Here is a 22,870-nt window from a genome sequence, read left to right on the forward strand (position 1 = left end):
AGGCATGGTATTCGCCTTAACAAAAATCTCTTAGCAATCCACAATATTTGTAACTATTCATGAATAAATTCAAAAATATAAAACCCACTAAATTTAACCAATACATAGTATAATTACTTTTGTTAGTATCCATTCAGATAATCCAACTAGGAAGCATTATGTCAAACATTACCGTTGTGTACCTAGGTGAGAAACCACCAAGAGGATACGAGAAGTCTATCTACCTGCTTGGTCCAACCCCAAGGAATCCTGAAGTCAAGTCGTGGCGTCCACAGGCGATCCAACTGCTGGAAGCAGCAGGCTATAATGGGGTCGTCTTCATCCCTGAAGTTCATCCTGACGGAGATGAACACGTGGATTTCCAGGAGAAGTACGTGGAACTCATTGAGTGGCAGGAGCGCTGCCTCAACCTTGCTGATGTAATCATCGCTTGGGTTCCACGCAACATGGAAACCATGCCCGGTCTGACGACCAATGAAGAATGGGGTAAGTGGAAAGACAGTGGTAAGATCGTATTCGGAGCACCGGAAGATGCGTATTCCACTCGTTACCTCAAACATTATGCAAAGAAGCTGAATGTACCTGAAGCAACCACTCTGGAACAGACGGTTGCAAACGCGCTCGAGTTGTTGGGAGAAGGTGCATGGCGAACCGATGGAGAAAGAGAAATCCCTCTGTTCGTATGGCGCACTGACCGTTTCCAAGAGTGGTATCAGGCACAGCGTGATGCGGGTAACGTACTGGAGCATGCACGAGTTGTCTGGACTTTCCGTGTCGGCAAGGATCGTCGATTGGTGTTCTTCTGGGCCTTGCACGCAGAGGTCTATATTACTGCCGAAGGCCGTTCCAAGACCAATGAAGTAGTATTGTCTCGTCCAGACATCGCCACCATTGTCCTGTATCAGCGTGCCGAACGACTCAATGACAGTCGAGTAGTACTCATTCGAGAGTTCCGTACTCCTGTCTCCAATCCTTCTGGATACGTTTGGGAAGTTCCAGGTGGTTCCAGCTTCAAACCTGTCCCCAATCCTCGTGTGCTCGCTTCAGAAGAGTGCCAGGAGGAAACAGGTCTGAAACTCCCAGCTGATCGATTCGTGATGTACGGTTCTCGACAGCTTGTCGCAACGATGTCAGCCCACCGAGCTCACCTCTTCGCCGCCGAACTAAACGAAGAGGAGATGGAGATTCTGCGCCAGAAGCAGGGAATTCCACAAGGTGTCCTAGAGGACACCGAGAGGACATACGTAGAAATACCAACCCTGCGTGAAATTCGGGAGCAGGAACTTGTAGACTGGCCTACGCTTGGCATGATCCTTCATGTCCTAGTGGAGTAGATCTTGCTAATTACTTCACTTCTGTATAGAGTGAAGTAGCTTTGGTATCTATACAGAAACATTATTGTCACTAGAGCAACTGACCCCGGCTGAAAATTAGTCGGGGCCATCACTTTTCTTAATCGCTGCAAGTCAAAAAGCCAACTGAGGAGATAGCTTTTAAGTTTTCTGTATAAAAAATGCACCTTGCACAAAGCATGAAATCGTTATTTTTCAGAAAAAACTATTGGTAGGTAAAATATGAAGCAAAAGAAAAAATCATTTTTATTATTTTGATTGCGACAAAATTCGTTGACATTATACATGTAAGATCAAAATAAACAGATGACTTGACCTCAAAATAAATTATCCTTATCATAACTTGGCAGATGAGACTAAAAAATCATTACCAAAAACTATATTTATAAGAAGAAGACTAGAGAAAACTAATTTTCAGAAGGAAAAAGAACGGATTTAACAGTGTCTCAAGACTTTCATTTTAAAAACCCAATTGAGAAGGTTTGGCATGGATTAACAGATGCAGATACGCTTGCCAAATGGGTAATGCCTAATGATATGAAACCAGTCGTCGGACATAAATTTCAGTTTCGTAACGAACAATGGAACTTAATTATTGATTCCGAAGTTCTTGAAGTAGACGAGCTTTATAAATTATCTTACACTTGGGCTGGCCACGGCATAAACACTATCATTACATGGACATTAAAGCACGAGGATGGAACTTACCTACTTACATTTGGAACAAACCGGATTCGAGAAAGAGAATCAAGCTTTCCATGGTGCCAAACAAGGTTGGGTGAAGATGACTGGAGAACTTGAAAAAGTGTTGATAGAACTCTAATACAAACATTTAAAAACGACTGTTCGTATCAGAGAGCATTACTGTAAACAAAAGTAATGCTCTTTTTTTATTTCCGGAAAAGAAGAAAAAATAGATTAACACGACGCTCCAGGGGTAGAACGGCTGTCCAGTAGAATTGACTCTGCACATAATAGGCGGAAAGTGGAAAGACCTTATCCATATCTTATCAGAGAAGTCTGTCCGGTTTAATGAACTCAGAAGACTAATACCAGGTATTACACAGAAAATGCTAACTTTGCAAGAGAATTAGGAACAGATGGAATTAGAAAGAGAGAAGCAGAACAAACCATGCCAATAAAAGTGCAATATTCACTAACGGATCAAGAAAAAAATTAACCCCCATTTATCCTAGCAATGAGGGTTCGAAGCAATGAATATAGGAATACTCTTGAATCTGAAAAATGAGACACTGCTTGGTGTGACAAGAAAACCGTCTTCTTCTCCTGCCTGTTTCTCTCTTCTTTACTATCAAAAAAAGCAGGGCAAATAGATTTGTGAGTTATCCAAGAACTAGAATTGTTATATAAATAATCGTTATGCGTTCGGCCATCGTTGAAAATTATATCATTCTGTTTTCTCTTGGTGTTCACTTCTCATCTAAATAAAAACCATGCAAATATCCCTCATTGACGTATAAAATAACTTATTCATCTAATATAGTTCAAACAGCACCTTTTATTCTGAAGTGCTCTCTAATGGATGTCATAGGACACTTATGACCATTCAAGAGAGGGAAAAAGCCCAAGGCCAGGTGAGCGACAGTCGGAGTTAAGATCCTAACCTCATCTTTTTAATATCCCCATAAGCTCAATACGTTTTTTGCACATGGTAAAAACATCTTAACAAAAGCATATTTGAAAATAACAAAATTACCTTTTATTTAATTACTCACTATTCTTTAAAACAAATAAAACCCCTTGATAGACGTTTCTACCGTCTATCAAGAGGAGCTATCATTCAAACAATAAAAATCTCCGTTGGGGCATTTTCACTTATTGCATGATGTTTGTTGCTGTTTCTAAATTTCTCATGTCAATCTTTATTTGTTGCTGAAAATCTTTAGCATTATAAAGTCCTTTAGACTCCATGTATTCAAAAACTTTAGCATGCATTTCGATCGCATCATCTAGTTGTCTTCTTAGTACATCTCTTAATTCTTGATTCGCTGTTTCAGAGATGGCTACTGCATAATTTCTAATTCCGACTTTGCAATCATTTAGGAATCCAGTAGCAATGATGCCATCGTTCATCATTCCTGAATTAGTCACCATATCTGACATGTTCTCCAACATCCCCATCATTGAACACCTCCTGGATTCACTAAAAAACGCTTAAGTTCATCAATATGTTTACTAGATCGTTCTAGATCCTCGGTAATTAAACGACGTAAACTCTCATCGTCGACAATGCCTTGTGTCATTCGATTTTTTGCAGTACACAAAGTTTTAAATGTTAAAACTTCATGTAACTCTATTGCTTCGTGCATTCCTAGATCCATGTTAGCACCTCTTTTAAATTTTCTACTGTTTACGTTACCCAACTATTTTGTTTATATGCATTGCTTAAAAATGATGTCATTTAACAAACAATCAATACAAAATCTAGTAGGACAATTCTAAAGCTTTTTTGGCATTCCTGACATCACCCTGTAGTAGCTTCGTTAAATCATAAGAAGGATAGTATCCCCGGTGATACATATATTGGAATACTTTATAGTGCAAGCGAATGTAACGATTTAGTTGTGTTGTGAGCACTTCTCTTAGTTTATAGGTGGCAGTTTCTGTTATCGCAATGGCATAATTACGAACTGCTGTTTTTGTAAGTCCTAATAAATTACCAGCAAAAAAAGGCGTTTCATCCATATGATGATCAGAAACGTGAGGTGCTTCTGGATAAAACCGTAACAACTCCCATAAATTCTTTTCTATTTTTCCAATCGAATAATGATACAGCCCTTTCAGCTCTTCATCAGCGACATCTTTTACTGATTTTTTCAACTGAACTAACACATTGGATTGGAAAGCCACTAACTCATGTAGTTCCATTGTTTCATGCCAAGCTAAATGATTTGCTTGCATTTCTGATCCCCTCCTAAGTCATTTACGTAACATAATATGTAAATTTCTAAAGAAGGGCTTCAATATTTCTGCCTAATTTCCAAGGATGGAACCATACATGTATAACAATAGTACTTAAAAATCATTATCAATTCATGTTGACTGGTTGCTCATCTTGATGCTCAAATGTATGGAATAATGGTTTTGTTTCTTCAAAAAATCGGTCTTGATGTTCAGAAGCAACAGATCCAAGTTGAATTCCAGTTGCCTTTGCAAGGAAAGGATCGATGGTACATAGATCTGATTTTGTGATATCTGTTAAGGAAGTCTTTCCAAGAGATACAGCTACTTGCTCCATTTCCAATACACAAGCATTCAGATAGCGAACAAGATTTATGACTGCTTGGTCAATATCCAACTGATCCGTCATTTTTGCTGAATAAATTACCAAGCTAGTCGGAGGCTCGAAAGGCATGGATTTCACCATTTGTTCGCTTACAAGTGCCATAATAGCAGCAGTACCGATATAAACACCATCTGCACCAAGTGCGATAGCCTTTAGCATTTGTCCAGGTGTAACTAATCCTCCTGTTGCAAGCAGATTGATATCGCGAATAACGCCTTTTCTGGCAAAAAATTCAGTTGCCCTTGATATTGCATATAGAGTAGGAAGTCCTACATCATCTTGTAAAGTAGGGGAGCCGCCATGGGTTCCTCCTTCTGCACCATCAATGGTGACAAAATCCACTTCACTTTCTACTGCTATTTGCAATTCTTTTTCTAGATGATGAGTTGCAGCTATTTTTAATCCAATCGGTACACCAGTCTCATCACGAAGCTCTCTCACCAAATTTATAAAATCATCCTTGGTATTTACTCCTGGTAACCTAGAATGAATAAGGGCATCTTCGCCTTTTTTTAGTTGAAAAACTTCTCGAAAGTCTTCTCCAATGTTTTTACTTGTTGTCCTCTGATAAGTGGAACCTTGTGCACCTTGTCCTAGTTGAATCTCTATCGCATCTAGTTGTTTGTATTTGTCAGGTGTATTCATCCAACCCCCTCGGTTATATTGACCGATTAATAATTGTGCTGCATCTCTTTCTTCCTTCATTAGTCCTGCTTCGCCAGTATTGGTGGCTGTTCCAACGGCAGATGCTGCTTTTGCTAAGGCTATTTTTGTGCTTTTACTTAAGGCTCCACCAAAAGACATCGCCGCAATCATGATTGGTATAGTAATAGTCATTGGTTTTTTTGCTCGGTGTCCAATCGTTATAGAAGTACGAATTCCAACGTTTTCTTGTGTAGGAAAACGGAAAAGATGGACAGGATTAAATAAAATCTTCTCCCATGGAGATAAGTGAATGGGGCTTCCAAGGGGGCGGGAAACCGGTGATCCTTGGTTAGCTCTCATGGCTATCTCTAGTAGATTTGTCAAACCTACCTTGTTGGTGGCTGGAATCATTTCTACTAGATTTTCTGTATACTGATCTCTTATTGCTCTTGTAATCGCTTTATCAACCGTTGTATTGATTGCTGAACGGATCATATTTTCAATGAATTTCAGCACGTTTTGCACTCTCCCCTATCTCACCACGATCGATTGCATTTTTTATTCCTTCGATCTTTTCAGCCATTGCTAAACACATCTGCTTCATCGTACCAAGTTGCCTAGCGGCATTCTGTTCTTCCACTGCAATATCCATAATCTCTCGATGATCGAAACTGGTAAGCTTGTTATAATGTTCCCTTTCTATGGTAGAAAGGGTTCCAGCCATGGTTTCTATTCGGTTTATTTCCGAATGAAGATAAGAAAGGGTATGTTTCAAATCTTGATAGTTATCCAATTAAAACCCACCTTTTTTTGTTTACTATTCCTAAATGGATAACGATTATGCATAAATCCTTTTCTGTGACTGTGATTACTTGATAAAAAACGAAAGTATACTGCTAAGTACTAGGATTTGATTTTTTTACCTCCTATCTCCCCATCGTGAAATTCCTAGTTTACCATTTTACTGTTTCGATTACCGATGGTAGGGTTGATTGAGGTTAGGGAATTCATGCATTATCTCTTAAATGTTGATTTTGTTTTAAGCTATAATAACTATTTTTGTATACCATTTTTCCATTGCTGGTAATAACATAATTAATTCACTTGAGAAGCAAAAGCATTACTCAAAAAAGTTACAAAAGACTTTTAATGAATCTGGTATTACTCCATTCAAATTTAGAGTCCTTGAATTATGTAAAGCTGAATAGTTAAAAGAAAAGGAAAAACGGTGGATTGCTAATATGCTCTCGGAATCGTTTTCAAATGTTTCGATGATCCTTCTTCCTATTCCAATTAGTCTTACCAAGACAATAACAATTCGATGATTTTCCAATGCTGTTCTGTTACCTCATGTCTGCTCATGCACCATGTCTTTGAGCGAAGAAGCCGCAAACCTTGTAATATTCTTAGGTTAACATTCACGTGACCTGACCTTCTTGGCAAATGTTCTCGTTCTCTGTAAGACATCCTTGAGCGACGAGGATCAGGAGAGGCATGAGCGGCTCTCTCGCAGTGCGGACAACTTCATCAATCTAGCAATGCTGATCCTCAATTTTTCCAACGTAGGCATCTCTACAAGTGAGTCCTTTCATGATCCATATCGGAACGCTAATCTAAAGCTGAGGCAACCGCTCGGTTCTGGTTTTGGATCACCTTGTGTCTCCGATTTTCGACATGCCTGGAAATCACTCTGATACCTATACGAAGTACAGAAAGCTGGCGAAGAAGTATCAACCCAAACTGAACGAGGAGATGAGGCAGAAGTTTGTAACACTTCTCGTTGAGGCGAAGTGGATCCTGTTCACTCTTCTGCGACTTCTCTGCATGCCACCTTCTTCAACGAGTCCTTATAAAGCTTAGGATTGCTGATGCTCCACTTTCATGGAAAACAGAATCCAATACAACACAGGAACAGGTCAAGACAAAGGTCGGCTACTACAATCCCAACAATCCTGAACTGGTGATCTGGGGAAGTTGAATAACCTATCCTATCCTGTGGTAGGATGATCTGGGTGGGAACCCAGATCATCACTTATTTCTTGACCTGTATTCTAGAACGTAAATTCACATGATGCCAAATACTGTTTTATAACTGCTTTTTAGCTAAGGTCAAAGCTCTGTGGTCTAACATCGTAAACTTTTCCGTTTAAGGTGCGATCCAAAATGCTGACATCGTATACTCGTGAGCGACGTTGGGGAAGGTTCTTTTCACCCACTATATCTGAAAAAATAATATCTGGACCATTCCGATTTATAGAAAAATGATGATCCGCTTCATCCTAAACATATATCTCCTGTCTACAGCCTCTTACTCTCTTTACATGATATCTGGATTCTATTTATTATCATATTTTTCATACGAAGAATACGACAAGAGAACTGTCCCCCTTGTCGTTCCTTTGTCGCAAATATATTCCGATTTAAGATAGCAACAAACACAAACATCCTAATATTTGTGACTATCAAATAGAAACGAAATGCCAATGGTCTCCCGCAGGATCAGCAGCTCCACCACCGTACATAATTAGCTAACTCCTCTCTCTAAGAGGTAGAACTTTGTCGCACATTTTTAAAGAAATTAATTTCATCTTGTAATGCATCATAGCAAGTACAAAGACTTGTGCCATGTTTTTTTCATTGTCTAACTAATTTCAGGATCACCAGCTCCACCACCATACATATCAACTAACCCCTCTCTCTATACGATATAACTTTGTCGCATATTTTAAGAAATTACCATTATCTTGTAATGCATCATAACAAGTACATAAACTAGAAATACTTTTGTTCACTAGTTCCTCAAAGGTATATTCCTTTGCTAATGCTTCTGCTTCAAGACAAAGAGGAACAGCCTGATTATATTTATCCTGTTGGATATACCATTCCCCAAAAACTAACAATGATTGAACAAGCTGAAAGTTATCGTTATTTTTTCGGCAAATTTGGACAGATTGTTTGATTAATTGTTTCGCATCTTTCCATTGTTGTTTTCCAATCAATAATTTCGCAAAGTTAACAAATGCAAAAGGAAAAAGATGTTCCTTCCCTTGTAAACTAATTTCTAAATCTAGAGTCTTTCGATAATACCTTTCTGCTTTAGCTAAATCGCCTAAACTTTCATATATAATAGCTGTTTGTGTCCACAGCGTAAACAAAAAATGATAGCTTTTGTTTATCTTTGCTAACCGGATTCCTTTTTTGGCATGATCCAATGCACGCTCATTCATGCGTAGCTTGTTTAAGACACTTGCATATATGGTATACATTTGAATAATGACGGACATGCGAAATTCCTTTTCAATTGATAGGTTATTTTGTAGATGGTTCTCCAGTACTTCGAGACAGAGAATAGATTTTTCTAGTAAGTTCAACCGTTCTAAATAAATGCTTTTATTGAGCAAAAGCAAACTATAGTAAAATCCGTGGTTTTCGTGCTCAACATAACATTCCAAGCCTTTTTTAGTATAATGTAAAGCTTGATAAAACTGGTCACGATGATAGTAAACTACACCTAAGTCCAAATAACACCTTGATATCAGATTGTCGACCATTAACTCTGGTTGCATTTCAGCGATCCGAATTGCTTGTAGAATACTATCCTGAGCTAAACCTAACTCCTTCTTTCTAAGGTGATACTTCGACTCGATATGATAAAAGAACGGCTGTAAAATCGGAATACTCTCGATTTGTTCCTCTTGATTCAACTTCTTTAAATCATCAAATGCTTTTTCTGGATTAGCAAGCAAAATTTCCTCAATATCTTCTAACTGTTCTTTCAAAGCAATTATTTTCTTATCTGCTTCATTTACCATGCCAAACAAAATTCCTTTGCCTAATGTCTCCGCATAATACTGATATTTTTCTAAACTAACTGTTGGCATTCCCCGTTCAATTAAACTAATCGTCGTTCCGCCTAAAGCGATTTCCTCGGCCAGCCGCTCGATACTCTTCCCTAATTTTCTTCGCTCCGCGCGTAAAATCCCACCAATCCGAACGAGATCTACCAACACTCATTCCTCCTACGGTAGAAATATCATTATCTACTGTTTATTCTCCCAATTATAGGTATAACATTGTGAAAATTAGGAAGTCAACCGTATCTTTATCAAAAATTTCGGATTAGTAAAAATATGATACCCATATTAAAATAAAGCCAAGAAATTATGAAATTTGCTTATCGAGCAAGCAAAGGAGATAGACATGAATTTGACGTTAAAAATCGAAGGAGACAGCAAAGTAGTTCGTGATTTTATTCACTATATTCGCAAGGACGAACGGTATGTTTTTTATTCTCGAGCTAAATATTTATTTTCTCCAGAGGGGGGTCTAGTAGAATTTGTTTTTGCTGGGAGGGAAGCTGGTGGAGCTGACACAGATGAAGCTGGTAGGAAAAGAATTAGCTAGGTATTTGGTCTATAGCTGCGAACACGATGATTATGTTACCCGCATGGATCATTTTCGCTTGGCAACTTCTCGCTATTCGCTCATTGAGTCAATCTACTCCCTCTATCAAACTGGAGGTGCAGTGTCTCCCCAACGTACAAAATCGATCCAGCTAACTGACTATCGAATAGAAGAACTATGTGCTTTTATCCGTACCAAAGAAATTCAAGAAGTCAAAGACCTTCACACTTCGATGATCCGAGATATCGCTACTTTTGATCTAGAAAAAATTCATCAAATGGAGCAGTACATAGAACAATTACTAGCTGACTTACAAGAAGGAGGGATAACCAGTTGATGGAGACAACAAAAATTACATATGTAACCTTAGAAACAGAAAACGGAACTATCACACTGGAACTTTTACATGCGGTTGAAACGCAGATTGATATTCATATCGTAGAAGTGAAAGGTACGAGCTATGATATATTTGCAACTCCAAGTAATTCTTTGGAAGTACATTTAGGAAACATGGTGTAAATCAATATAATCGCTAATAAATAAGGGACTGTTTATTTATAACAGTCCCTTACTATTTCCCCAGAATCTCTCACGATTTTATTCAAAAACATCTCCCTTTTGACTACTCCCCACGTATGAATACGGGGGATTCTTAGGACGGTAGCCTCATGACCATTTCCTTACTAAGCTAACCCCGTGAACCCCACGGTTTCGATATCCCATGAATCATATAGTGTATCTTTTTGTTTATTTTGCCTATTTGTTCTTCAGGCATGCAGAATAATAGAAAATACAAAAAAAGTATAATTGTATTTTTGTGCCTCCCTCTTCAGACTTAATAGATCTGAAGGGGGAGATCACTCTTATGGGCAGTTATCCAGTAAACATTCCTTCGGTCATTCCGTAGATCGCCATGTCATGCCAACCATCCGCACACCACATATCCTCCTTGCGAACACCTTCACGTGCGAATCCCAGTTTCTCGAAACAACGACGAGATGCGTGGTTCTTCATGGAGACATCCGCTTCTAGTCGATGAAATCCAGCCTCCTCAAAGGCCCACTTCATCACCGCATGTATCGCAGCACAGGCAATTCCCTTCTTCTGAAAATCGGGACTGACAGCAATTCGACTGATTGTAGCATGATTGTGAAAAGAAGAGATGTCCATAAGCGAGATCATGCCCACGATCTGATCATTCTCATCTGCAATCATCCATGGAAACCTGTTGCCGTTCTGGCACTCATCGATCCTCCGTTCCAGATGATCCTTCGCCCTCGCGATACTGTCAATGACTGCATTGCCCCTGTAGTAAGGATACCAGAGCTTCGAATGCCCAAGAGAACCGTAAAAATCATTCACCCGGTTGAGTGAATATGGAATGAGGGTATAACCGTTGTTGGTGTGGAGGACAAGTTCTCCATTCAGGAACTGTTTGCCCGTAGGAAGCTTCAGCTTGTTCACTAGTAACTCCGTTTATAAAGAGTGCTGAATTTTTTGCAAATAATATTATATATCACAGACTTAAAATGTGTTATAAGGTATAGAAAAACCTAAGATAGTTGCAAAATCAACCACCCAAAAACATATATCTTTCCATTCGCTCGTTACGCAAACTTTGTTCCAATATGCGCAATTTCTATCGTTCTCCCAGAATGACCTTCTACTCCACTCGTTTCCAGAAAAAAATGAATCAAAGTATTGACACTGTCATCTACTTGGTAATATTATGTAGAAGTATTCAGTTATACTAAGTAGAGAGGTGCTCGTTTTGGAAAATTTGACAGAGATGCTAAAGGGAGTTCTAGAGGGGTGTGTCCTAGAAATCATCAGCCGTAAAGAAACGTATGGCTACGAGATCGTGAAAAAGTTGAATTCCTTAGGCTTTGAAGATGTTGTCGAAGGGACAGTATATACGATATTGCTCAGACTGGAAAAAAAGAAGCTAGTCGAAATTCAGAAGAAGCCTTCGGAAATGGGACCACCACGGAAATTCTACACACTGAACACTGCGGGACAAAATCAACTCCAATCCTTTTGGCTTAAATGGGATTTTATCGCATCAAAAATGAATGAATTAAAGAAGAGTTATAGTGGACAATAATATGTTTTCGATAGAAAAATGCAAACAGGAAAAAGCCGAGTATTAAGATTATAAAAACAGACAAAGGATATAGGCGGGGCAAAAAACAACTGAGCTCAGCCATACACAAAAAGCTTAGAAAAGAAAAATAACGAAATCACATATGCAACCCTTTCAAAAAAAATAAATCAGACTATTGACAGTATCATCTACTTAGTATTATTATGTAGAAGTACTAAGTGTTACAGAGTAGAAAGGTGCTCACATTGTAAAATCTGACCGCCCCGAAAGAAATCAACTTCAAACCTTTTGGTGTAAATGGAATTTTATCTCATCTAAAAATGAATGAATAAAAGGAGAATTAGAATGGAAAATATTTTTGCGACCTTTAAAAGATGGAAACAAGAAAAAGCAGAATATAGAAATTACAAAAAACGGATTGGTGATTTGCCAAAAGATTATCAGATTGTGATGGAAGAGATTGAGAATTTCTTATGGAGTTCTGCATCCAACCATGACTCTGCTATGGTCATGTTTAGTATGCTAAAAGATATACTGGAATTTTTTGAAACAAACGCACAAGAGGGAATGGATGTGATGGATGTAGTGGGACAGGATGTGGGAGGTTTTTGCGATGACCTGTTGCATGAGCTTCAAGGGCAAACCTGGATCGGGAAAAGAAAAGAACAATTGAGCGAAAACATTCGTAAAAAACTTGGTAAAAAACAGTAGGAAAGAATCGTTACTTTTGAAGCAACAGAGTAAAAAGCGATACTAAAAGTGTTATCAGTGATTGGTTCAAAAGAGAAAAAATTATTTGATACATCGAACATAGATTTCCCAGCATGAATAACAAGCTGAAACAATCGGACTTGAAAAAAGTATAGAGAGAAATCCAACGCAAAAGAAAACAGCATAATTAAACAGAAAATTACGATAAAAAGGAGAAATTCATAATGACACAAAACAACAAAGGCTTCTCCGAAACAGGGCTGCGCAAAATGCGTGAGGTGCTGGCACGACATGTTGATTCCGGAAAGATTCCCGGGTTCGTCGCATTAGTAAGCCGGAACGGGGAGACACACGTCGAAGCGCTTGGCACGATGAGACATGATGGAGGGGCGCCGATGCGCCGGGACACGATCTTCCGAATGGCGTCCACTTCCAAGATTCTCGCAGTCGCACCGGTAATGGTCCTACTCGATGAGTGCAAGCTGCATTTGGATGACCCAGTAGACACCTGGCTGCCCGAACTCGCTAACCGTCAGGTACTGAAACGACCAGACGGTCCGCTGGACGAAACCGTGCCCGCACGTCGTCCCATCACTGTACGGGACCTGTTGACCTCTACGTTCGGACTCGGAGTGGATCATTCGTTGCTGGGCTCCCCAATCATGAATGCGTTCTTCGGGAGTGGGCTATTCGACACGCCAGGGCAGGATTTGCCCGATCCGGATGAGTATATGCGCCGCCTGAGCACACTACCGCTGATCTACCAGCCCGGAGAACGATGGCAGTACCACCTCAGCAACGAAGTGCTTGGAGTACTTGTTGCGAGGGTCACAGGTCAGACGTTCGAAACGTTCCTGCGTGAACGCATTCTCGATCCGCTGGGGATGAAGGACACCGGCTTTTACGTGCCCGAGAGCAAGATTCACAGGCTGCCTCCTGCTTATATACCTGATCCCCAGACTGGAGAGCTTAACGTGTGGGACGAAGCCGCAGGCGGACGCTATAGCAAACCTCGAGCATTCCAAGCTGGCGGTGGCGGGCTGCTCTCCACCGTCGACGATTATCACGCGTATTTGCAAATGCTGCTGAACCAAGGGATACACGGGAACAAACGAATCCTGTCCCGCCCCGCAGTCCAGTTGATGACCACCAACCGCCTCACTCCCGAACAACAAGCATTCCGAGACGAATTGGCCAAAAATAACGTCCATTTGTCACACGGTCAAGGGCAGCACGGCGGCTGGGGATTCGGGATGGCAGTGCGCACCTACCGCGGAGACTACGCGTCCATCGGTCAGTTCGGCTGGGATGGCGGAAGCGGCACTTCGGCTTACGCCGACCCGGACAAACAGCTTACCGGACTCCTGCTCACTCAGGTTGGGATGTCCACTCCAGATTCAGCACGGCTTATCCACGACTTCTGGACCATGGTCTACCAGGCAATCGAAGATTAATACCGATCCTCTTAGCCTACAACAATCAATGTTAAAAAAGACCGATCCGAAATAGATATCGGTCTTTTTTTCAAAACACAGCTTGATGATCAAATCATACAGGTGGTAGGTACTAGCTATGATATATTTGCAAACCCCACATAATAGGTAAAAATAAACACCCCGTTTTCCCTGCATACATAAAGGAGATCAATACCATTAGGGGATAATACCAAGAAATAGTCTTTTCTCTCTTCTAATAATTCTTAAGAATTCATGATTTATAGAATGATCCTCTGTATCCTAATATCTTCTGTCTACAACTCTCACTCTTTTTCCAATGATATCTGGATTCTATTACTCTTAAATTTTTTATTATCTATTAATATTAACTATTCGTAAGAAGGATACAAGACAAGAGATCCTCCTCTTTTCGCATATAGCTCAAATAAATTACTTTTCTCTAAACCGAAATGCCTTATGCGAAAATGACTCAATCAAATATGTATCGTATTCTCGAATGGATCTTACCAGAAATCCAGCCTATCATGATATTACCTATTTCCATTTTTAAACAAAACTTTTAATTTCGAATCATAAATTGAGTGTGTTATATTTAGGATAGATTTGTCACCTAGATATCGGTTGAGCAGAGGAAAGTATATGAATGACGTAGCTTGCATGCCCTACCTCGACGACAACGGTATGTACTCGACGATGATGATCCCCCGGGGTGAAATTAACGAAGATGTCATCCGTGTCTATAAGTCGGGGCAGTGCCTGGCTTTTGCTCAGGCTATGGCCGAACTGACAGACATGCCTGTGGTCTGGGCCTTCTCCAGCACCCAAGGGAATCACTCCCCTGAATGGGCTGCAGAGTGGGATGGTCGGACGGTTGCTGAATGGCGAGCGCACCACCAGTCTAAAACCGGAACACCTGGAAACTGGGCACTCGGTTTCATCCACGCCATGGTGGAAGCGCCCAACGGCTATCTGGTCGACATCAGCAGCTGTGGAACTCCTCAAAAGTGGCACGATTACTGGAACGACTATGGACTAGGTCCGATCGCTTTCCTGAAGGCATCCGCCGAGGACATGGAAAACTTACAGTACGAAAGCACGAAGGCAGTTGCCCCGCAGGTTATAGAGTTGGCCCATGGGTACGCCGAGATCAGGGAACGGAACGCTAAGCGAGCTGCCCAAGATGCTCGATAGTTAACTTACACTCAGCTCCTGACTAGGCGACAACGACCGACCTTTATTCCTTCGAAAGGATTGAAGGTCGGTCGCCGCTTTATTAACCTTTTTCTACAACTCCACATGGATTGTTTCATAATTATATAAAACCCCCTCTTTGCTTTATCAGAAAAAGAGGATTTCTCTGTAAAACGATAATTTCTTGAATATATTCTCCCTACGATATTCAGGAGAAACAAGGCTTTTTCCTCTATTCCCTATTCATTCTAAATATTAGCCCCACATAAGACCACCCATCTAAACACACAAGATATTTTTTATGAGTTTCACTAGTTAATCCTTATACATATATCACTTTTTTCGACTAGAAAGTATTTTCTTGTCTCCCTTCATTCTGTGGTATGCTACTGGTGGAAAGTTTTTAAGAAAGGACGCCTGCTATGTTGTACAAATCGCTTCGTAAATTTCTCTTTCGTATGAATGCAGAACAAGCTCATACACTAACCATTAATGGTTTGCAAATCATGCAAAACACACCGAGTGTCAGCAAATTTTTGCAAAAAAAATATACCGTGATAGATAATCGGCTAAAAAGTACAGTCTGTGGTCTTACCTTTCCTAATCCTGTGGGACTTGCAGCTGGATTTGATAAACACGCCAATGTCTACCCAGGACTTGCTGCTTTTGGATTTGGCTTTGTGGAAGTAGGTACCTTGACTCCACGTCCCCAAGTAGGTAATCCAAAACCTCGTCTTTTTCGCTTGGTGGAAGACGAAGCAGTCATTAACCGCATGGGTTTTAACAATCACGGATTGGAAGAGGCTAAAAACTCTTTCCAAACACTAAAAAGACCAAACATTCCTATTGGGATTAACTTAGGAAAAAACAAAGATACTCCCAACGAACAAGCAAGTAGTGATTACCGTCAAGGATTGATGAGTCTCTATGATTATGCGGATTACTTCGTCCTAAATGTAAGTTCTCCAAATACAGAAGGATTACGGGATCTACAGCATGTGGATGCCCTGCAAAAATTACTCACCTCTGTTTTGTCTACTCGTGATGAGTTATTAAAAGAGACAAGCTCCTATCGTCCCGTTCTCTTGAAAATAGCACCAGATCTGACACTTGAGCAAATGAATGATATCGTCCATACCGCAATCAAATCAGGAATTGATGGCATTATTGCTACAAACACCACTATTTCCCGGGAAAACTTACATCCTTCTCCTTATATGCAAGAAACTGGCGGTCTAAGTGGACGACCACTTTCCCAAAAATCAACGGACTTTATTCGCCATATTTATCAAATCACAGCAGGAAACATACCCATTATTGGAGTTGGTGGTATATTTACTGGAACGGATGCATATGAAAAGATATGTGCTGGCGCGAATCTAATTCAAGTGTATACAGGGATGATCTATGAAGGTCCAACGATTGCTCATCAAATAAATACGGAATTAGTCTCCATCTTAGAAAAAAAGGGAGTCCATTCTCTAAATGAAATAGTCGGCTCGAAAGCAGTTGACAACTAACTTGTAAATTCGATATTGTATGGAACATAGCTATATCTCGGTAAGCGTTGATGGAGTGATGTACGTCTGATTCGAAGTGTTTAGAGAGTAGGATTCTTGGCTGGAAAATCCTATCACTTCCCAGACGGAGCCCGCCTCCAGAGCTACTCGTGAAAAGCGAGTCGGTGTGAACCGATACAATCTTGTTGAGTGGATTTTATATGTTCTTATATAAAATCAATGAAGGTGGTACCACGAGCCCATTCGTCCTTCTATGGATGAGTGGGTTTTTTATTTGATAGATGTTTTACTTCCCAACCTAGTTGCATGTGCAGGGTAAGAGAAAATCTATCCCATATTTGCTAGAAAGGAGGAATCCTTCTGAAAAGGATTGTGGTAAAGGTAGGCTCCAGTAGTTTAGTAGACGAATCTGGCGCACTAAGTCCAACGAAAGTAGATTCGCTAGTACAACAACTCGCAGCTCTCCAACAAGCGAAATACCAACTGATTCTTGTTACATCTGGTGCAGTTGCTGCTGGAGTTGGAGCTTTGGGTTGGAATCGTACAACTTTGACCATGCCTGAAAAACAAGCAGCGGCGGCAGTAGGTCAATCTATCTTAATCCAACACTACCAAGCTAGTTTTGCAAATCAAGGCATCCCTGTAGCCCAATTGTTACTCACTCGATCTGATATTGAAGATCGAAAACGGTTTATTCATATTCGCAACACCATAGAACCCCTTTTGCATCATGGAATTATCCCTATTGTCAATGAAAATGACACAGTAGCTGTCGATGAGATTCGCTTTGGAGATAATGATACGCTTGGTGCACTAGTTTCCTTAGTTGCAGCAGCCAATCTCTATGTGATGCTATCCGACATCGACGGCCTGTACACTGCAAATCCCAGAACAAACAGAGAAGCAAAACTACTCCAAGAAATTAAACTTATTACACCAGAGCTTTGGGAAATAGCAGGTGGAAATGGTACTTCTGTTGGTACAGGTGGAATGAAAACCAAGTTACAAGCAGCTCAGATCGCAACCCAATCTGGTGTTGATGTGCGAATTGCAAATAGCAGTCATCCAGATATCTTGCAACACATCATCACTGGTAAATCAATTGGAACACACTTCATTGCTGATACTCCGTTGAAAAAGAAAAAACCATGGATTGCCTATGGGACAAGAGCGGAAGGAAGTGTAATCGTGGATACTGGTGCATATGTAGCATTGACACAAGGAAACTCAAGCTTATTATTGGCAGGAATTATTTCTACAACAGGTGAATTTTTGGAAGGCTCCGTCGTGAAGATCCAGCACAAGGAAACGACCATCGGCAAAGGCATTATCCATCTTTCCAAACGTGATATTGACAAACTTTTATACAAAAGGCACGAAGGAGAACCTCTCCCCTTATTACCAGAAGTGATTCACCGTGATCAACTCGTTTTATTACCTAACTAAAGGAGTGTATCCACTTGCTCGAACAGCTAACTAGACAAGCAAAAATAGCATCCCGACAACTCGTCCATCTATCTAGTGATGACAAAAACAAAGCCATTCGCCATATTGGCAGTGTATTATGGCAACAGAGAAAAGAAATATTGAGTGCAAATGAAAAGGATTTGGAAGCGAGTAGGAAACAAGGTTTAACAGAGTCAAAATTAGACCGATTACGTTTAGATGAAGCACGTATTCAGGGCATGATAACGGGTTTAGAACAGATAGCAGAACTACAAGACCCAGTAGGGGAAACCATCCAAACTGTCACCCGTCCCAATGGATTACAAATAGAACAAGTACGTGTTCCTTTTGGTGTCATTGGTATCATTTATGAGTCACGTCCCAATGTAACAGTTGATGCTGCTGGTCTAACCTTAAAGACTGGCAACGCCGTCATCTTACGGGGTGGGAAAGAAGCAATAAATACCAATATCGCACTGGTAAAAGCTCTTCGTGATGGACTAAGTCAAGCAAACGTACCAGAGGATGCGATCCAAATTATCCAACAAACCGAGAGGCAGACGATCGAACATCTCATACGAAGTAAAAATGATGTAGACTTGATCATTCCTCGTGGTGGTGCTGGATTGATCCAATATGTTTTGGAACATTCCCTTGTTCCTGTGATTGAAACAGGTGTAGGCAACTGCCATGTATATGTGGACGAAGATGCCGACCTCCAGATGGCACTGGATATCGCAATAAATGCAAAAGTACAACGTCCATCCGTATGTAATGCTATCGAATCCCTACTCGTACATGAAAAAATAGCGTCGAACTTTTTAGCTGCCCTTATCCCTGTTTTAAAAGAAAATGGTGTGACGATCCGTGGTTGTGAACAAACAAAAGCTCTTTTTCCAGACGATGAAATTGAAACAGCAAGTCACGAAGATTTTGATACCGAATTTCTCGATCTTATCCTCGCAATAAAAGTAGTGAAAGATACTGCAGCAGCCATCGAACATATTGACCGCTATGGAACCAAACACTCAGAAGCAATCATTACCACCAACGAATCTACTGCAAAACAATTTCTCACAGAAGTAGATGCTGCAGCTGTTTATCACAATGCTTCTACTCGATTTACGGATGGATTTGAATTTGGCTTCGGTGCAGAGATCGGCATCTCCACCCAAAAGCTGCATGCAAGAGGACCAATGGGATTAATAGAAATGACCAGCTACAAATATTTGATTCATGGAGATGGACAGATAAGAGAATAAGACGTATCCAGCTGGATACGTCTTTTTTATGTGATCGTGCATTTTATCCTTCGGCCCCACTTGGACAAGCGGGACCTTTGTTCTCAGGGACGTTGGATGAGGAAGGATTACTTCTTCATCCTAGCGAACTTCTCCCGAAGCTCCTGCAGCTTCTTCTCCTTGTAGAAAGAACCTGCATAGAACGAGATGACACTCTGCTTCTTGCTCGGGTCCTTACTGTCCGTCGCCTTCCGCTGAAGGGCAAGCTCCTGCGAATTCAGATTGTTGGGGTCAGCCGCGATCAGCGCAGCGACGACCTGCTCAGCCAGCTTCTGCTTGTCCGCCATGAGAACCTCCGTGTAGTTGGAAAGTAGCGGTTGCCACTTATGATTATATTAACATAAAATACTTTTCTAAATAATATGTCTTCCTGATAAAAGCTGTATTTCCTCAATGGGAGCAGCGATATTACTTTTCTTCTTTGGAATGAACAATTCGAACAATAAATAAAATCTACTCTCTGATCACCCTCATAGGGTTACCTGCTACAAAACTGTGAGCAGCTACATCTTTCGATACGATGGAACCTGCACCCACTACTGCACCATCTCCGATAGAAACACCAGGTAGGATCGTCGTATTCGCCCCGATCATCACGTTATCTCCAATGCAAACTTCTCCAATGCGATATTCATCTATTAAATACTCATGCGTTAAAATGGTAGTATTGTATCCGATTATTGTATTTTTCCCTATCTTTATTTTCTCTGGATAAAGCAAATCAAACATGACAAAAAAAGCAATCGCTGTTTGCGACCCGACTGAAACCCCTAGCAGCCTTCGATAAAGGCTATTTTTCAACCGAAAAAAGGGAAGATAACGGGCAACCCAACATACAAGGGTATTCCGTAATACCTTCCAAAAAGAAATAGTGCGATACATTTGCCACAGAGAATTACTACCAGTGACAGGGAATCGTTTTGTTTTTCTAGTTATTGGACTTCACCTCAGTAGCAACCGTCTGGGAATTTATATGTTTTGAGGTTGTATCTTCCGCTTTTTTCGTTCTTCGCCAAATGACAACCCCAACAGCTACCAATACCGTAACCATACTTATCAATTGGGCGATTCGAATATCTCCACCAGTCAATTGACCTGCGGGGAACAAAAGCCCCATCGGAGTCCATAGCAACTGGAGAAAGGATGATAACCAGTCTGGTCCGTTAAATGCAAGACTATCCGTACGCAACCCTTCAATAAAGAAACGACCTAACGAATACCAGATCAAATAGCTAAATAATATCTCTCCGCGTTTTGGAATTACCACGTAACGAAGGAGTAATAACAGACCGAATCCTACTAGATTCCAGAGCGATTCATATAGAAAAGTGGGATGATACGTAACTCCACCAATGGTCATTTGGCTAATGAGCCAGTCAGGCAGATGGAGACTATGTAAGAACGCTGTGTTTACTGGTCCTCCGTGTGCTTCTTGATTGATAAAGTTACCCCAACGGCCTATCGCTTGTGCCAATAAAATACTAGGTGCAACAATATCTGCTAACTGCAAAAATGAGAGCTTGTGCTTGCGAATATAGAAATAACCTACTAAAAATGCTGCTATCAACCCACCATGAATAGCTAGTCCGCCTTGCCAAACTGCCAAAATATCTTCTGGATGAGTAGCATAGTATTCCCACTCAAAAAGGACATAGTAAAGCCTTGCGCCAATAATTGCAGATGGCAAAACCCAAATCATCATATCCAAAAGCTTATCTGTGTCAATACCTTGTCGTTTTCCCTCCAAAACCGCAAGGTACAAACCAAGCAAAGCTGCTGTACCCATTATAATCCCATACCAATGGACTTGGAGTGGTCCAAAGGAAAATGCTACAGGATCTATCACCAACATACGATCCATCCTTTCAACACATAACTCACTGTGATTATTGTACAGGAATTGGGCTGTAAATGAAAATCAGAGAAAGAAATACCAAGTATTCCGATATCATACATAAAAAAGATATTATTTATCAATATAGACAAATCCTATGCTGCAACAATAGGTTACAATGTAAAAGGAGGGTGATTATCATGTTAAACATAGAAAATTATTCAAAAATAAATGATAATGAAAAAAAAGGTTATGACTGTTTGGAGTGTGGTCATAAAACTTCTGTCTTAGCAACTGATGGAATCGGAACCTGCCAAACACCTGGTTGCCTATACGAAAATCCAATTCAATTCGTCTACTATCCAAACTGGCAAGAACCAAAAATTAGTCGCGCAGGCAGAATCATTTTATTCATGTAAACCCTATTCTTTCTCCTCAAGGGAATTTTCCAAACGAGTAACAAACTGTTCTGCTGCATGGTACCCCAATATTTTGGAACGAAAATTCATTGCAGCTACTTCGATCAGTACAGCAACATTTCGTCCTGGTCTTACTGGTATAGTCAATTTTGGAAGCTCGGTATCCATGATACGGATCGTTTCCTCTGTCAATCCCAAACGATCATAAGGATAATTTTCACGCCATGTCTCCAAACGAACAACCAATGAGATATTCTTCTTATTGCGCACCGCACCAGCCCCAAATAAAATCATCACATCCATAATTCCTAAGCCGCGAATTTCTAATAAATGTTTGATAATGTTTGGAGCAGTTCCTGATAGTTCTCCTTCTGTTACTTGTGTTATTTGCACAGCATCATCAGCTACTAACATATGACCTCTTTTAATTAGTTCCAAAGCAGCTTCGCTCTTACCAATTCCACTCTCACCTGTGATTAAAACACCAATCCCATAGACATCAACTAACACACCATGTAAAGTTGATACAGGTGCAAGACGATGCTCCAAATAATCCGTAACCTTCCCGGCAAACTTGGTTGTTGCAGTCAATGTCCGAAGCAATGGAACCCCTACTTCATTTGCGGCATTAACTAGATCATTTGGCGCGAAAAGTCCGCGTGTGATGCAAATCGCAGGTACTTCTGGATGACAAATCTTTCTCATTCTCTCTTCACGCACATCTGGTGATAAGCTATCGATAAAGGAGAGTTCTGTTTTCCCCAAAAGCTGTAATCTATCCACTGGATAGTAGGTAAAAAAACCGGCTAATTCCAAGCCTGGCCGATATAGATCACTAGTTTGGATCACTTTGTCTAGAGGTAAATCTTTGTTTATTTGTTCTAAATTAAATTCTGCTTGCAATTCATCGATCTTTACGCCTATACTCATCCAATCCTCGCTCCATTCAGCTACATCATCAGATATACATTTTGATTCATATATGAGAATATGTTATATGACGATAAACTAGAGTGTAATAGGTATCTTATCACATATTGGACAAATATATCGACTGACATGCCGAAACAAGGCTAACTTTGGGGTTTTTAGACCCAGTTTACATCTGAAAAAAACAAAGTAACACGTGTCTATTGTGTTACACAGAAGGAATTATTATATAAAATCACAAAACCTATT

The 22,870-nt window shown here is 40.4% G+C and carries 23 protein-coding genes, 2 pseudogenes and 1 other annotated feature; of the genes and pseudogenes, 14 read left to right on the top strand and 11 right to left on the bottom strand.

Features of this window, described 5'->3' with window-relative positions; all coding sequences use genetic code 11:
* The first annotated feature begins 158 nt into the window (after positions 1–158).
* From GSM42_RS03225 to GSM42_RS03235, 3 genes and pseudogenes are all read left to right on the top strand, one after another.
* The gene (locus GSM42_RS03225; RefSeq protein WP_160799972.1) at positions 159–1,334 is read left to right on the top strand and encodes a nucleoside 2-deoxyribosyltransferase domain-containing protein; all 1,176 of its coding nucleotides are present in this window, start codon (positions 159–161) and stop codon (positions 1,332–1,334) included.
* Positions 1,335–1,793: 459 nt separating this feature from the next.
* A pseudogene (locus GSM42_RS03230) lies at positions 1,794–2,175 on the top strand (SRPBCC family protein).
* 136 nt (positions 2,176–2,311) lie between these two features.
* A pseudogene (locus GSM42_RS03235) lies at positions 2,312–2,532 on the top strand (winged helix-turn-helix transcriptional regulator).
* Positions 2,533–3,188: 656 nt separating this feature from the next.
* Here GSM42_RS03235 and GSM42_RS03240 read toward each other — a convergent pair.
* From GSM42_RS03240 to GSM42_RS03265, 6 genes are all read right to left on the bottom strand, one after another.
* On the bottom strand, positions 3,189–3,497 hold the full coding sequence (locus GSM42_RS03240; RefSeq protein WP_202404758.1) for a spore coat protein: 309 nt from the start codon (positions 3,495–3,497) through the stop codon (positions 3,189–3,191).
* Positions 3,494–3,694 carry a hypothetical protein gene (locus GSM42_RS03245; RefSeq protein WP_160799975.1) on the bottom strand — a complete coding sequence of 67 codons (201 nt, stop codon included), beginning with the start codon at positions 3,692–3,694 and terminating at the stop codon, positions 3,494–3,496. The genes GSM42_RS03240 and GSM42_RS03245 overlap by 4 nt, the downstream gene beginning before the upstream one ends.
* Before the next feature lie 103 nt (positions 3,695–3,797).
* The gene (locus GSM42_RS03250) at positions 3,798–4,274 is read right to left on the bottom strand and encodes a spore coat protein (protein WP_160799977.1); all 477 of its coding nucleotides are present in this window, start codon (positions 4,272–4,274) and stop codon (positions 3,798–3,800) included.
* 127 nt (positions 4,275–4,401) lie between these two features.
* On the bottom strand, positions 4,402–5,820 hold the full coding sequence (locus GSM42_RS03255; RefSeq protein ID WP_160799980.1) for a glutamate synthase-related protein: 1,419 nt from the start codon (positions 5,818–5,820) through the stop codon (positions 4,402–4,404).
* Positions 5,804–6,097: a hypothetical protein gene (locus GSM42_RS03260; RefSeq protein WP_160799983.1), complete on the bottom strand. Its 294-nt coding sequence runs from the start codon at positions 6,095–6,097 to the stop codon at positions 5,804–5,806. The genes GSM42_RS03255 and GSM42_RS03260 overlap by 17 nt, the downstream gene beginning before the upstream one ends.
* A gap of 1,888 nt (positions 6,098–7,985) precedes the next feature.
* The gene (locus tag GSM42_RS03265) at positions 7,986–9,311 is read right to left on the bottom strand and encodes a helix-turn-helix domain-containing protein (RefSeq protein WP_160799986.1); all 1,326 of its coding nucleotides are present in this window, start codon (positions 9,309–9,311) and stop codon (positions 7,986–7,988) included.
* A gap of 193 nt (positions 9,312–9,504) precedes the next feature.
* Here GSM42_RS03265 and GSM42_RS03270 point away from each other — a divergent pair, with 193 nt between their 5' ends.
* From GSM42_RS03270 to GSM42_RS03280, 3 genes are read left to right on the top strand one after another with little or no spacing between them, the layout of a single operon-like run.
* A complete protein-coding gene (locus tag GSM42_RS03270) occupies positions 9,505–9,708 on the top strand; it encodes a hypothetical protein (RefSeq protein WP_160799989.1) in 204 nt (67 codons plus the stop codon).
* Positions 9,665–10,045, top strand: a complete 381-nt coding sequence (locus tag GSM42_RS03275; RefSeq protein ID WP_160799992.1) for a hypothetical protein — start codon at positions 9,665–9,667, stop codon at positions 10,043–10,045. The genes GSM42_RS03270 and GSM42_RS03275 overlap by 44 nt, the downstream gene beginning before the upstream one ends.
* On the top strand, positions 10,042–10,227 hold the full coding sequence (locus GSM42_RS03280) for a hypothetical protein (RefSeq protein WP_237446454.1): 186 nt from the start codon (positions 10,042–10,044) through the stop codon (positions 10,225–10,227). The genes GSM42_RS03275 and GSM42_RS03280 overlap by 4 nt, the downstream gene beginning before the upstream one ends.
* Before the next feature lie 354 nt (positions 10,228–10,581).
* Here GSM42_RS03280 and GSM42_RS03285 read toward each other — a convergent pair whose 3' ends face one another.
* Positions 10,582–11,172 (bottom strand): GNAT family N-acetyltransferase, encoded by a 591-nt coding sequence (locus tag GSM42_RS03285; RefSeq protein WP_160799997.1) that lies wholly within the window; start codon positions 11,170–11,172, stop codon positions 10,582–10,584.
* A gap of 307 nt (positions 11,173–11,479) precedes the next feature.
* On the opposite strand from GSM42_RS03285, the gene GSM42_RS03290 reads away from it, so the two are divergent.
* The 7 genes from GSM42_RS03290 to GSM42_RS03320 all read left to right on the top strand — a co-directional run bounded on the left by GSM42_RS03290 (position 11,480) and on the right by GSM42_RS03320 (position 19,399).
* Positions 11,480–11,812, top strand: coding sequence for a PadR family transcriptional regulator (locus tag GSM42_RS03290; RefSeq protein ID WP_202404759.1), 333 nt, complete (start codon positions 11,480–11,482; stop codon positions 11,810–11,812).
* Positions 11,813–12,157: 345 nt separating this feature from the next.
* Positions 12,158–12,523 carry a DUF1048 domain-containing protein gene (locus tag GSM42_RS03295; RefSeq protein ID WP_160800000.1) on the top strand — a complete coding sequence of 122 codons (366 nt, stop codon included), beginning with the start codon at positions 12,158–12,160 and terminating at the stop codon, positions 12,521–12,523.
* A 224-nt stretch (positions 12,524–12,747) separates the two neighbouring features.
* The gene (locus tag GSM42_RS03300; protein ID WP_160800002.1) at positions 12,748–13,977 is read left to right on the top strand and encodes a serine hydrolase domain-containing protein; all 1,230 of its coding nucleotides are present in this window, start codon (positions 12,748–12,750) and stop codon (positions 13,975–13,977) included.
* Positions 13,978–14,619: 642 nt separating this feature from the next.
* Positions 14,620–15,171, top strand: coding sequence for a hypothetical protein (locus GSM42_RS03305; protein WP_160800005.1), 552 nt, complete (start codon positions 14,620–14,622; stop codon positions 15,169–15,171).
* A gap of 425 nt (positions 15,172–15,596) precedes the next feature.
* Positions 15,597–16,691, top strand: a complete 1,095-nt coding sequence (locus tag GSM42_RS03310; RefSeq protein ID WP_160800450.1) for a quinone-dependent dihydroorotate dehydrogenase — start codon at positions 15,597–15,599, stop codon at positions 16,689–16,691.
* Positions 16,692–16,729: 38 nt separating this feature from the next.
* Positions 16,730–16,945, top strand: a binding site (T-box leader).
* Positions 16,946–17,063: 118 nt separating this feature from the next.
* Positions 17,064–18,137, top strand: coding sequence for a glutamate 5-kinase (gene proB / locus GSM42_RS03315; RefSeq protein ID WP_338055224.1), 1,074 nt, complete (start codon positions 17,064–17,066; stop codon positions 18,135–18,137).
* Positions 18,138–18,151: 14 nt separating this feature from the next.
* On the top strand, positions 18,152–19,399 hold the full coding sequence (locus GSM42_RS03320; RefSeq protein ID WP_202404760.1) for a glutamate-5-semialdehyde dehydrogenase: 1,248 nt from the start codon (positions 18,152–18,154) through the stop codon (positions 19,397–19,399).
* A 107-nt stretch (positions 19,400–19,506) separates the two neighbouring features.
* Here the strand turns inward: GSM42_RS03320 and GSM42_RS03325 are convergent, their stop codons facing one another.
* From GSM42_RS03325 to lgt, 3 genes are all read right to left on the bottom strand, one after another.
* A complete protein-coding gene (locus tag GSM42_RS03325) occupies positions 19,507–19,725 on the bottom strand; it encodes a hypothetical protein (protein WP_160800008.1) in 219 nt (72 codons plus the stop codon).
* Between the two features lie 166 nt (positions 19,726–19,891).
* Entirely contained in the window at positions 19,892–20,320 is a 429-nt protein-coding gene (locus tag GSM42_RS03330; RefSeq protein WP_160800011.1) for an acyltransferase, read from the bottom strand.
* Between the two features lie 46 nt (positions 20,321–20,366).
* On the bottom strand, positions 20,367–21,290 hold the full coding sequence (lgt, locus tag GSM42_RS03335; RefSeq protein ID WP_160800013.1) for a prolipoprotein diacylglyceryl transferase: 924 nt from the start codon (positions 21,288–21,290) through the stop codon (positions 20,367–20,369).
* A 182-nt stretch (positions 21,291–21,472) separates the two neighbouring features.
* Between lgt and GSM42_RS03340 the strand changes: the two genes are divergently transcribed.
* Complete coding sequence (locus tag GSM42_RS03340; RefSeq protein WP_160800016.1) at positions 21,473–21,691, top strand: hypothetical protein; 219 nt, start codon at positions 21,473–21,475, stop codon at positions 21,689–21,691.
* 3 nt (positions 21,692–21,694) lie between these two features.
* Here the strand turns inward: GSM42_RS03340 and hprK are convergent, their stop codons facing one another.
* Positions 21,695–22,621 (bottom strand): HPr(Ser) kinase/phosphatase, encoded by a 927-nt coding sequence (gene hprK, locus GSM42_RS03345; protein WP_160800018.1) that lies wholly within the window; start codon positions 22,619–22,621, stop codon positions 21,695–21,697.
* Positions 22,622–22,870: the final 249 nt, after the last annotated feature.

The sequence above is a fragment of the Shimazuella alba genome (genome assembly GCF_009831235.1).
In the GTDB taxonomy this organism is placed as follows: domain Bacteria; phylum Bacillota; class Bacilli; order Thermoactinomycetales; family Thermoactinomycetaceae; genus Shimazuella; species Shimazuella alba.

Coding starts and splice junctions, on each gene's coding strand:
- GSM42_RS03225 (WP_160799972.1), top strand. CDS start 159: ATGTCAAACATTACCGTTGTGTACCTAGGTGAGAAACCACCAAGAGGA.
- GSM42_RS03240 (WP_202404758.1), bottom strand. CDS start 3,497: ATGATGGGGATGTTGGAGAACATGTCAGATATGGTGACTAATTCAGGA.
- GSM42_RS03245 (WP_160799975.1), bottom strand. CDS start 3,694: ATGGATCTAGGAATGCACGAAGCAATAGAGTTACATGAAGTTTTAACA.
- GSM42_RS03250 (WP_160799977.1), bottom strand. CDS start 4,274: ATGCAAGCAAATCATTTAGCTTGGCATGAAACAATGGAACTACATGAG.
- GSM42_RS03270 (WP_160799989.1), top strand. CDS start 9,505: ATGAATTTGACGTTAAAAATCGAAGGAGACAGCAAAGTAGTTCGTGAT.
- GSM42_RS03295 (WP_160800000.1), top strand. CDS start 12,158: ATGGAAAATATTTTTGCGACCTTTAAAAGATGGAAACAAGAAAAAGCA.
- GSM42_RS03300 (WP_160800002.1), top strand. CDS start 12,748: ATGACACAAAACAACAAAGGCTTCTCCGAAACAGGGCTGCGCAAAATG.
- GSM42_RS03305 (WP_160800005.1), top strand. CDS start 14,620: ATGAATGACGTAGCTTGCATGCCCTACCTCGACGACAACGGTATGTAC.
- GSM42_RS03325 (WP_160800008.1), bottom strand. CDS start 19,725: ATGGCGGACAAGCAGAAGCTGGCTGAGCAGGTCGTCGCTGCGCTGATC.
- GSM42_RS03330 (WP_160800011.1), bottom strand. CDS start 20,320: ATGTATCGCACTATTTCTTTTTGGAAGGTATTACGGAATACCCTTGTA.
- lgt (WP_160800013.1), bottom strand. CDS start 21,290: ATGTTGGTGATAGATCCTGTAGCATTTTCCTTTGGACCACTCCAAGTC.
- GSM42_RS03340 (WP_160800016.1), top strand. CDS start 21,473: ATGTTAAACATAGAAAATTATTCAAAAATAAATGATAATGAAAAAAAA.
- hprK (WP_160800018.1), bottom strand. CDS start 22,621: ATGAGTATAGGCGTAAAGATCGATGAATTGCAAGCAGAATTTAATTTA.